This is a genomic window from Streptomyces sp. NPDC054841 (genome assembly GCF_053611045.1).
On record NZ_JBSGZO010000296.1, the window covers coordinates 1 to 10,964 of the forward strand.

A 10,964-nucleotide genomic window follows, 5' to 3' on the forward strand; every position below is an offset into this window, starting at 1 on the left:
GCTCACGGCCCGTCCGGGAAGTCTCCGGACATCGCCGCCGCCATCCGCAGATGCGGCGCCGCCTCGGCGCCCCGCCCCTGCCGTTCCAGCGTGCGGCCGAGCATCAGCCGGGCGTAGTGCTCGACCGGGTCGCGCTCCAGGACCGCGCGCAGCTCGGCCTCGGCCTTCCCGAGCTGGGCCGAGTGGTAGTACGCCCGGGCCAGCAGCAGCCGCGGCGCGACCTGCTCCGGGACCTCCGCCACCAGCCCGCCGAGGATCCGCGCAGCGGTGAGGTACTCCTTGGCCTCGAAGAAGAACTGCGCACGGTCCCAGCGCTCCGAGGCCGTCCCGAACTCGTAGTACGTCTCGCTCACTTGCTCTCCCTCCGAGGTGGCCTGCTCCGCCGCCCTGCGACACCGCCAACCGGAGAGATTGATCGAATATTCCACAATGGCCCGGCAGTGTGTACGGCCGCACGCGCCGTAACGGCTGAGTGCGCTCACCGTATGAAGAACGGCGTGCCGCCGCGCGGGAAGCTCTCCATCACCTCGCGCGCGAGACGGTGGAACACGCTCTGTGTGGCGGGGGCGAGTGCCGCGAGCTCCGTCAGGCCCTGGCCGCGGATCGTCGCGTCGTACGGTACGGCCATCAACCGGCCCGTCAGGCTGCCGAGTTGCGCCGATGCCTCCCGCAGCCGGCCGTCGATGTCGCCGTCGTCCTCCGCGTCGCACAGTGCCACCGTCGAATGGGCCACGAGGTCGAGACTCTCGCGCGCGAGCCACGCCATCAGCTTGGCGGTCCTCTCCACCTGGCCCGGCGCCGCCGTGGCAGTGAAGACGAGGTGGTCGACCGAGCCCAGCAGGCTGCGCAGCGCCTCGCCGTCGGGCGGCAGGAACGAGTCGGACGCGTCCACGACGGTCGTGCCGTACTGGGTGACCCACTCCACGTGGCTGCGTCGCGGGCCCGTGCCGAGGTCCAACCGGTCCCCGGGCCCGACGCTCACGTACAGGAACCGGGCCCCCGCCGAGTCGGTGAAGGTGAGGTAGTCGTCACCGCTGGGGCAGGCCAGCGCCGTCCCGCCGGCGAATCGCTGGGCGCCGGCCGCGTCCGCCGGTGCGACGCGGTAGCCGAAGACCTGCGTCCGCCGGCTGGCCGGAACCATGATCACCGGGGTCCGGTAGGCGTCCGCGACCGGTTCGGCCAGCGCCGAGGCGAGGTGCGCGGCGACCGTACTGCGTCCGGAGCCCGGCCGTGCGCCCAGTACCGCGACGCAGAATCCGCGCCGCGCGGGACCGATCGGAGCGAGCCGCTGATCGGTCGCCTTGGCGCGGGAACGGGAGCCGAACCGGCGGCGCCCTGGACGCTGCGGAGGCTCCCCGGGAAGCCGCAACCAGCGTTCGACGGATACGCCGACGGGCTTCGGGGCCGCGGAGGGTGCGGCCGAAGCGTTCGGCTGGACGGGCACTTGGGGGCCCACACCCTCGTATCCGACGCCGTCCGGGGCGGTGCGGCGGATGCGGGCTCCGTCGATGAGCGTGACGGCGGACGGTGACAGCCATTCCCCCAGCGGGCGGGACGCGGCGCCTCGCGGCACCCGGTCCCGCAGCAGACTCAGCACGTCCCGGGCCGTCGGCGGTCCGTCCGTGCCGTGCAGGCAGGTGCTGACCACGGCATGGAGGGCCTGATCGTCCCGCGCGTAGGACGACGGCTCCCAGTCCGACGCGTCGAGTGGTTCCAGCGTGCCGCGATCGGCGTCATAGCGGGGGGCGCTGGGGGACCGGTCGGTGCCGAGCGCCGCGTGGACGACGAGAGCCCCCAGCGACGCGACGTCGTCCTCGGGCCGCGCGGCCTCGTCGTCGGGGCCGGCGGGAGCGCCGTCGATCGTCGCCCGGTGCCAGCCGGTGAGGAGCGGACCGTCCTCGGTGATCAGTACGTGGCGGGGCTGCAGCCGCCCGTGGACGACGCCGGCACTGTGACTGTGGGTCAGGGCCGCGGCCAGACGCTGGGCGAGGCACAGCGCGGCCTCCACGCCAAGTGACCCCGTGGAACTGATGAGTTGTCCCAGGTGCGGTGCCGGGCGGCCGGACCGGGAGCCCGCGAGCGAGCTCGCCGTCCAGTTCGGGGTGGTGTGCGTCGCGTCGGACTCGATCAGGGACGGGAGACAGTCGTGGGCGAATCTGGCCAGGGCGGCGTGCTCGGTGGCCACGTGCTCGGGCCGGACCGTGCGCAGGAGCACCTCGTGGCCGTCCGGGCTGATCCCCAGGTGGGTCCCGGACCAGCCGCTCTCGCCGAACCTCGCGGCGAGCCGGTAGCGGGGCCGGGTGCGTGTCTTCACCGTCGTGACCAGCGCCCAGGGGCTGCGCGGGGCGGGCGCCGGCCGGTCCATGGGCGGGAACGACGACGGCAGCAGGGCGGAAGGCTCCGCGGCGGGCGCCGGTTCCTCCTGGGGCAGCGCGGTGGGCAGCTCGCTCCACTCCGCTCCGGGCAGGGCGCCGAGCCCCAGTCGCTGCAGCAGCGCGGGCCCGAGCCACGCGAAGCTCCGAGCGTGCTCGGGAAGCCGCTCGGGACCGTCCGCCCGGTTGAGCCAGGCGGCGAACTCGGGTGCCTGCCCGGCCAGTCCGGCCACCAGTGCGGACACGCGGCGCGCCGTCAGCACGATCTCGGCCGTGGGGACGGCGTCGAGCAGGACGTCACGGGTCCGGTCGCTGAAGGAGAACAGCCTGCGACCGTGGCCGCGGTCGGCGCCGCCCGCGCGGTCGGCGGGCCGGTCGTTCCCGTCCAGCCGCATCAGCCCGCCCAGGAAGACCTCCGCCAGGTGCGCGGTGGTGGCCTGCCAGGGCACCGCGTTCGTCACCAGGCGCATCACCGGGACCGTGACCGGAGCGATCGCCGCGAGATGCGCCGCCAGTCGATACGCCTCGGGTGACGCCGTACTGCGAAAGCGCCGGACGTCATCGCGGGGCGCGACGTCGGCCGATGTGCCGGCAGCCGCGGCCTCGGGGTCCCACAGCGTGAACACGGTGTCCATGCCGCCCGTCGCCGCCGCCCGTGCCCAGCGGCCGAGCCCCTGCGGCGTCGGCTCGAGCACCGGCAGCGCCCGGCCGGTGAACGCGCTGAGCTCCGGCGGCAGCAGAGAATCACGCACCCTCCACTGGCTGTTGGGAGCCCCGGGATGCGGCACCCGGACCGTCCAGCGGCGTACCGGCAGCGCCGACCCCTCCCACAGGCGCGGGGGCAGCGCGTGCACGATCGCGGTCGGTCCGCAGTCCGACCAGCGGGTCAGTACCCGGCGCAGCGCGCTGCCACGCCAGGCCGCCCCCGCCCCGTCGGTGATCACGAGGGTCATGGTGCGGCCCGAGGGATCGCAGATCACTTCCGGCGGAACCCACGCCCCCGCCGTGCCGAACGGCCTCGTGGACAGCACGGGCCGGCCCGGGGTCCGCCCGTCCGGCCCGTCCGGGCGCAGTGCCCACGTACGGATCTGCCGGAAGGCGCCGAGGCGGGCGCAGAGCGTGCGGATGTCGGCGTACAGCTGCTGCCAGAGCAGCATCGAGACGCTGTCGTCCACGACCAGCGCCAGATCGAGCCAGCGTTCGCGCCCCGGCCTGGTCACCACGTCGACGAGGCCGGTGTGGGCGATCCGGGAGGCGGTGACGGCCTCGTCGATCTCGGTACGGCGAGGGTCGGCGCGGAGCCGTTTGAGGGGGCGCAGTGCGCGGGCGGTGTGCAACGGGGCGGTCAGACCGCGCGGTTGGGCGATGCGTACGGAGACGGCGCGAGGCAGGACCGGGGGCGGGTCGGCGGCGTTGCCCGGGCCGTCGGGCGGCGGTGGGGGCTCCTCGCGGCCGTCCTCGTCCGGGTGGCTGCCGGGCTCGTCGGTGTCGGTGCCGTCCGTGTTCTGCGCGTCGTGTGCGTCCTGGGTGTCCGCTGCGTCCTTTGCGTCCTCTGCACCATCCGCGTTCTCGGTTTCCGGGACCGTGGGCTGCGGTTCGGCCGGCGCGGCGTGCAGGCCCGCGGCGTCGGCGGTGTCCGGACCGGTCGCCATGCCGTCGGAGGGCTCGGGGCCGTCCTGTGCCGGGCCCGACCGCCCGGTCCCCGCTCCCGACGACACGTCGAGCGCCAGCGGGGCGTCCGCGCCGCCGGGCACGCGCTCGGCCAGCCACAGCACGTCGGCGAGCTCCTCGGCGGTGACCTCACCACCGAAGAGCCCGGTCAGGTCCCGGAGCCGGTCGATGTCGAGCACGGTCAGGCCGGCCCTCCGAGCTGGCGCAGCACCGAGTCCAGGAGCCCTTGCGCGTGCAGGTCGACGCCGCCCAGCCGCAGATGGGCCGCGTTGAGCAGTTGGTCGGTGGCGAGTTCACCGGGGGCCCGGCGGGCCAGGAACGCCTGGATCAGGTCCTCGACACGCGGCAGCGCCTCCTCGCCGAGATGCGCCGCCACGATGGCGCGCAACCGCTCCTCGTCGGGGTCCGGCAGGTCGAGGCGCAGACAGCGCCGCAGGAAGGCCGGAGGGAATTCACGTTCGCCGTTGCTGGTGATGACGACGACCGGGAACTCCTGGCAGCGCACCAGGCCCCGGTGCACCGGCTGCGGTTCGGCGGCATGCAGGGCGTGGACGTACACGGTGTCCTGCCCCGGAGGCAGCCGGGACAGCTCGGGGATCTCGAACTCCCCCTCCTCGAAGACGGCCAGCAGGTCGTTGGGCAGGTCGATGTCCCCCTTGTCCAGTTCGTCGACCAGCAGGACCCGGGGCTCCTCGGAGGGCAGCAGCGCGGTGCCGAGCGGACCCAGCCGGATGTAGCGGCCGATGTCCGGTGACTCCGGTGACTCAGGTGGCGTGGAGTCCTCCCGTGCGGCGCCCTCACCGCGGAGGTTCGACTCGCGCAGTCGTCCCACCGCGTCGTACTGGTAGAGCGCCTCGGCCAGGGACGACCTGCTGTTCACGGTCCAGCGCAGCACCTTGCCGAGCGACATCTCACGCGCCACCGCGTACGCGAGCGACGACTTGCCGGTGCCCGGATGGCCGGTGACCAGCAGGGGGCGCCGCAGATGCAGCGCCGCGTTGACGACGTCGGTCTCGGGACGCCCGATGAGGTACGGGCGCGGGGAGCCGGCGGTACCGGGACCGGCGCCGGCGCCGCGCTCCGCGTCCGCCGCCCCGAAGCGCCGCCAGGGCGGCGGCTCGGGCATGGAGACCCGTCGCACCTCCCCGTCTCCCCGGAACAGGAACCAGCCGTCCGTCTCCGGCGGTTGGGCGTGATGCGGGTGCTGCGCGGACGTCATCGGTGTCGCGTCTCCTCTCATGGCGTACGGCCGAGGGCTGCCGGGTCCTCGTACGACGGGTCGCTCCACAGCGCCCGCGGCGGCAGCCGGGACGCGTCGTCCCACACCAGCGCGGGCGTGACGGCCGTGTGCCGGGAGTCGTCGGCCTCGGCGAGGGCGCGGGCGCGATGGCGGCGCACCCGGTGCGGCAGACCCTTCGGCGGTCCGTTCAGCACCAGGGCGAGGAGCCGGTCCCCGCCCGTGGGCGCGGGCGAGGCGCACCGGTCCCAGACGACGACGGGCACACCGAGCGCCAGACACACGGCCCGTAACGACCCGCGATGCTCCTCCGCACAGTCGACGATCACCCGGGCCAGCCCCGGGTCCTCCGTGAGCAGCCCGTAGACCTGGTGGCGTGTGGTGTGGCGGCGATCCAGTCGCAGGACGCCGCCCCCGCGCTCCAACTCCGCCCAGCGCGCCCGCCAGTCCGGCAGGCGTTCAGGCACCCGCCTGCGGATCTCCGGGCAGCGGATGACGACGGCGTACTCGGCACCGAGGACGACGGGCGCCTCGTACGGTGATGTCTCCTGCTCCCACTGGTCCACGGCGACATCCAGATCGTCCGCTTCGAGCAGCACCTCGATGAGCGCGCCCGGGGCGTCCGGCGACGCGGACGGCGTCCTTTCCCGCGCCAGTACGCCGTGGAGCAGCCGCGCGATCTGCGCCGGGGTGCGGTCCACGTCGTCCGACACGACCAGGCGCTCGGCGCCGCCCGCCGCATCCTCCGGAGCCGCTTCGCCCGTGGCGGACTCGTACCACGCCTCGCAGCGGAAGGTCTCGCCGGAGACCCGGGTGAGCCGCACCGTCAGACGCGGTACCGGCGGTGTGCCGTCCTGCTGCCTGCGCCGCGCCCAGGCGATGGCGTCGTCCCGCCGCTCACCGAGAGCCTCGGCCGCGACTCCGAGCCGGTGGGCGACCTGCTCGGACCAGTCGCGCAGATCGCGCGACTGCTTCTCCTCACAGGTGGCGGCCAGATACTCCACGGCCCGCAGCAGGGCGGGTACGCGCGGCGAACCCGCCGGTACGGGCGCGCTGTCGCCCCAGAACCCCTCCAGCTCCTCGACCAACCGGGCTGTCGTGTCCGCCAGCCGAGGGGCGGCAGGCGCCTGCGCCGGCTGCGTCTCCTCTCCCGGTACGCCGTCGAAGAGCGTGGTGTGCGGCAGGGCCGCACGGGCCGCTTCGGGGAGCCGCGCGGCCGCCTCCGGCGGCAGCAGGTCCAGGAGCCAGCGGTGTTCGCGTACGGACAACAGGCCCTGGACGGCGGCAGCACGGCCGAGGAAGAGCAGTTTCAGCGCTGCCTCGCGCTCGCTGCCGGGCAGGCCCTCTGTCAGCACGGCGAGCGCCCTGGGGTGGGTGAGCAGCAGATCGACGAGGTCGTCCACCGTGGGGACGGTTCCCGGGGCCCGGGTCAGCCCCAGTTCGCCCGCGAGCCGGTCGGCGTGTTCGGCGCGCCGCTCGGGGTCGGCGCACAGGTGGGCGACCACGGCGGCTATGCCGTGCCGGGTGCCGGGGTCGACGAGTGCCGTCTCGTGCGCGGCTCCACTCCACGGGGCCGTCGAGCCGGGGGACCGGGGCTCCGCGGCCTCCAGCTCGGCGCGTACGCCCTGCCAGGGCAGGGCGAGTGTCCTGCGGGTGACGTCCCCCGGGCGGAAGGGCCCTTCCGGCGGCTGAAGGACACCCAGGACGACGCCGACCGCGGCCTGTTGTCCGTTGCACCACAGCGGACCTCCGCTGTAGCCGGGGCCGATGGCCGCTCCGCGGATCCCGGCGTCGACGAACGCGAGCCGTTCGTCGCACCATTCGACCTGCCCGTCCGCGTACGTGAAGGGCTGGCCCGTGCTGTACCAGGCCCGCACCCGCTGCTCCTGCGCCATGTCGGCCCACTCGACCGGGCGAACCGGCGCGGGCGGCTCGGAGTCCAGTTCGAGGACGGCGAGGTCCCCCTGCCACACGGCGCCCGCTCCTTTTGACGGCCGGTCCGCACCGGGCCCGTCGTGCTCCGCCCGAGCCGGAATCCACACGGCGAGACGGGCCGTCAGCGGATCGATGTGCGGCGCGACGGGAAAGGAGACGTGAACGGCTGCCGAAGCGGGCCGGTCCGTGGCGAACGGTTCCCGGCCAAGGCACTCGTTGACGACGTGCGCGCAGGTCAGCACGCGGCCCTCGCCCAGATAGACACCGCTGCCGACGGACCGTTCCGCCGTCCGTACGCAGGCCAGGGACGCACGCGCACCCTCGGCCCCGGACGACGCGGCGGATACCGGGCGGAACCAGAGACGCCGCGTGCGCGCCCCGCTACCACGCATACGCGGACGCGGAGTTGACGCGTTCAGGGCCCATCGGCATTGCCATTCGATCAGTTTGCACGAGGAGCGAGCGTGGGCGGTGGCGGTTGCGGATATTGAGCGCGTGCTCCGGCCCGTCCGCCCGGATGCGGGCCTGCCGGCTCCGGGGGAGTCTTGTGGACCTTGCCGGGCCCGACCCACAGGACACCCTGGGCCCAGTACCGTCCCGGACCGCTGGGAGGCGGCCCACAAACACAGTCCCACCAGGCGAATCCGAGTACACGGTGGCTCAGTCGGCAGGTCTTTGTGGCCCGCCCCGCACAGGACTAGGTTGGGCGTCATGAGCAATCTCGATCGTCAGGCTGCGCTCTCCGTATGTGGCGGCCGCGGCTTCGTCGTCGCCGAGCCGGTGCGTGAGCTCCTCGCCCCCCGCCATGTCCAGCTCGGCGAATCCACCGAGGTCCGCCGGCTGCTCCCCAACCTCGGCCGCCGCATGGTCGGCGCCTGGTGCTTCGTCGACCACTACGGCCCCGACGACATCGCCGACGAACCCGGCATGCAGGTCCCGCCCCACCCGCACATGGGACTCCAGACCGTGAGCTGGCTGCACGAGGGCGAGGTCCTGCACCGCGACAGCGTCGGCAGCCTCCAGACGATCCGGCCGCGCGAGCTGGGACTCATGACCTCGGGGCGGGCGATCAGCCACTCCGAGGAGAGCCCGAAGCCGCACGCCCGCTTCCTCCACGGCGCCCAGCTGTGGGTCGCGCTGCCCGACACCCACCGCGATGTGGAGCCGCACTTCCAGCACCACGCCGAGCTGCCGCGCGTCACCGCACCCGGTCTCACCGCGACGGTCATCCTGGGCGAGCTCGACGGCGCCGCCTCGCCCGGCTCGACGTACACCCCCATCGTGGGCGCGGACCTGGCGTTGTCCCTCGGCACCGAGACCAGCATCCCGCTCGAACCGGACTTCGAGTACGCCGTGCTGTCCATGTCCGGCGAGGCCCATGTCGACGGAGTGCCCGTGCTGCCCGGGTCGATGCTCTACCTCGGCTGCGGCCGCACCGAACTGCCCCTGCGCGCGGAGTCGGACGCGGGCCTGATGCTGCTCGGCGGCGAGCCGTTCGAGGAAGAGGTCATCATGTGGTGGAACTTCATCGGGCGTTCGCAGGAGGAGATCGAACAGGCCCGCAGGGACTGGATGGACGGCACCCGCTTCGGCGACGTAAAGGGTTACGCCGGGGACCGGCTGGCTGCTCCCGGACTCCCGCCGGTGGCGCTGAAACCACGCGGACGGGTGCGCTGACCAGGGATGATGCTCTCGGGGTGAGTCTCCCGGGTGGTGCCGGCACGCCGACGACGACTATTACGGCTGGACGCGTGGGTCGGCCAGGTCCTCATTCCGCGCAGCGGGCACAGCGTCGGGTGCCGGCACGGCATCCACGGCATTGCCCTCGGAGCCGAGGTTCCGCGCGGCCCGGTCGAAGTAGCGGAGCAGTTCCACCGGGAACGGCATCACGAGAGTGGAGTTCTTCTCCGCGGCAACCTCGACGACCGTCTGCAGCAGTCGCAACTGCATGGCCTCTGGCGTGTCGGCCATGATCCGAGAGGCGTTGGCGAGCTGCTGTGCGGCCTGGAACTCACCGTCGGCTGTGATCACTCGCGCCCGCCGCTCCCGCTCGGCCTCCGCCTGCCGGGACATCGACCGCTTCAGCGACTCCGGCAGCTGTACGTCCTTGATCTCGACCCGGTCGATGTGGACACCCCAGCCGGCTGCCGGGCTGTCGATCATCAGCGCCAGTCCCTCGTGCAGCCGTTCACGGTCGGACAGCAGGTCGTCCAGGTCGCTCTTGCCGATGATCGAACGGAGCGAGGACTGTGCCACTTGGCCGACAGCGAAGACGTAGTCCTGGACCTCGATCGAGGCTCGGGCGGGGTCGGTGACCCGGAAGTAGACGACGGCGTCGACCTTCACCGAGACGTTGTCACGTGTGATGCCCTCCTGCGTAGGGATCGGCAGCGTGACCACCTGGACGTTCACCTTCCGCATCCGGTCGGCGAACGGAATGAGGAAGGTGATGCCGGGCTGCCGGTACCCGGGCAGCGCCTTGCCGAACCGGAACACCACGCCCCGCTCCACCTGATTGACCACACGCATCCCGCTGCGCAGCACGACGAGTGCGCAGACCACGACAACGACGATTCCTGCTACGGCGGCTTCCACGGCAACGGCCCTTCCCCGAGAGGTGAGTGGGATACCGAAGATGACAGCGTCCGGAGCCGTACGGATCCCGGTCGAGCATCAGGGAGTCGTTAAGAGTGCGTCTTGTGGCGGGCTGGACGTCGCCCATGGACGCGGGCACGTCGGCTACTCGAGGCCGGAGACCTCGAAGACACTCTGGGCGGTCGCACGGTCGATCCGCGCCGAGAGACGTCGCAGCGCCGTCGCCCCGCACAGCAGGGAGCCTCGGGCGAGGCAGTCGCGGGCGCCCTCGTCGAGGAGGCGCCACAGCGGCGGATTGGTGATGAGGACCTGCGGGTCGAGTTCGACCCGTCCGCCCTCCGCGTCGCGCAGCACCAGCCGTTGCGCGACGCCGTCCTTCCAGCGTGCCGACACCAGGCGGTCGGTGCGCACCCGGCGCTCACCCAGCAGGCCGCGGGAAGCCAGCCAGCCCTTGCCCGCGGTCAGCCGGGGTGGCAGCAGCACCACGAACAGCAGCATGGTGAGGGCCACCCACAGCAGGGTGCGCACGGGAGTCAGCGTGCCTGCGCCCGTGTCGATGAGCAGGAGCAGCCCGAGGAGGAGCGCGCCGCAGCCGACCGCGCTCCGTGCGTTGGCGGCCCAGTGGGCGTCCCGCACGACTGATCCAGGAGGTTCTGCGCCTTTGGTGCTTTCCGGTGCAGACCGGGTGATACGTCGTCCCATGATGGCGAGGCTGGATACTTCCTCGTCGCCGGGCGCGGACGTTGACGTATCGCATATGCGGCGCCTGCTGCTTCTTGACGCCGTCCCAGGCGGCAAGCGTCAAGAGTGCGTGAAGGTGGCCCAATCCCACGACAAGAACGCGCCAGGACCGGGCACAACAGGCCGGATCTGAGCGCACCCTGAGCGGACCTGGACCAAAGGAGATCACCCCCATGTCCGTTCTGACGACCGAGGCCGAAGCCGCACCCGGCGCCGAGGAACCCCCGGATACCGGCGCGCGGCACAAGCTCACAGCCGTCACGGGCCTGGCCGCCCTTTCTCTCGACGCGATGGCGTCGGTGGCGTACGGGCCGGAGGCCATCGTCCTGGTCCTTGCCGCCGCCGGCGGCTACGGCCTCGGTTTCACTCTTCCCGTCACGCTGGCCATCGCCGCGCTACTGGCGGTGCTGGTC

The 10,964-nt window shown here is 72.9% G+C and carries 7 protein-coding genes and 1 pseudogene; 2 read left to right on the plus strand and 6 right to left on the minus strand.

The annotated features are described in order from the left end of the window. Positions 1–2 precede the first annotated feature (2 nt). The 4 genes from ACWGI8_RS30115 to ACWGI8_RS30130 form a co-directional block, all read right to left on the minus strand. Positions 3–353, minus strand: coding sequence for a tetratricopeptide repeat protein (locus ACWGI8_RS30115; protein ID WP_453665660.1), 351 nt, complete (start codon positions 351–353; stop codon positions 3–5). Between the two features lie 125 nt (positions 354–478). Next, the gene (locus ACWGI8_RS30120; protein ID WP_453665662.1) at positions 479–4,222 is read right to left on the minus strand and encodes an SAV_2336 N-terminal domain-related protein; all 3,744 of its coding nucleotides are present in this window, start codon (positions 4,220–4,222) and stop codon (positions 479–481) included. Between the two features lie 2 nt (positions 4,223–4,224). Then, positions 4,225–5,262 (minus strand): AAA family ATPase, encoded by a 1,038-nt coding sequence (locus ACWGI8_RS30125; RefSeq protein WP_453665664.1) that lies wholly within the window; start codon positions 5,260–5,262, stop codon positions 4,225–4,227. Positions 5,263–5,279: 17 nt separating this feature from the next. Then, positions 5,280–7,607, minus strand: coding sequence for a VMAP-C domain-containing protein (locus ACWGI8_RS30130; protein WP_453665665.1), 2,328 nt, complete (start codon positions 7,605–7,607; stop codon positions 5,280–5,282). A 319-nt stretch (positions 7,608–7,926) separates the two neighbouring features. On the opposite strand from ACWGI8_RS30130, the gene ACWGI8_RS30135 reads away from it, so the two are divergent. Next, positions 7,927–8,892, plus strand: coding sequence for a pirin family protein (locus tag ACWGI8_RS30135; RefSeq protein ID WP_453665666.1), 966 nt, complete (start codon positions 7,927–7,929; stop codon positions 8,890–8,892). A 60-nt stretch (positions 8,893–8,952) separates the two neighbouring features. On the opposite strand, the gene ACWGI8_RS30140 is transcribed toward ACWGI8_RS30135, so the two are convergent. Both ACWGI8_RS30140 and ACWGI8_RS30145 read right to left on the minus strand, forming a co-directional pair. Next, a complete protein-coding gene (locus ACWGI8_RS30140) occupies positions 8,953–9,810 on the minus strand; it encodes a slipin family protein (protein WP_453665667.1) in 858 nt (285 codons plus the stop codon). 144 nt (positions 9,811–9,954) lie between these two features. Next, positions 9,955–10,446 (minus strand): hypothetical protein, encoded by a 492-nt coding sequence (locus ACWGI8_RS30145; RefSeq protein ID WP_453665669.1) that lies wholly within the window; start codon positions 10,444–10,446, stop codon positions 9,955–9,957. A gap of 278 nt (positions 10,447–10,724) precedes the next feature. Between ACWGI8_RS30145 and ACWGI8_RS30150 the strand changes: the two are divergent. Then, positions 10,725–10,964 (plus strand): annotated as a pseudogene (locus tag ACWGI8_RS30150) (amino acid permease); the annotation flags it as partial.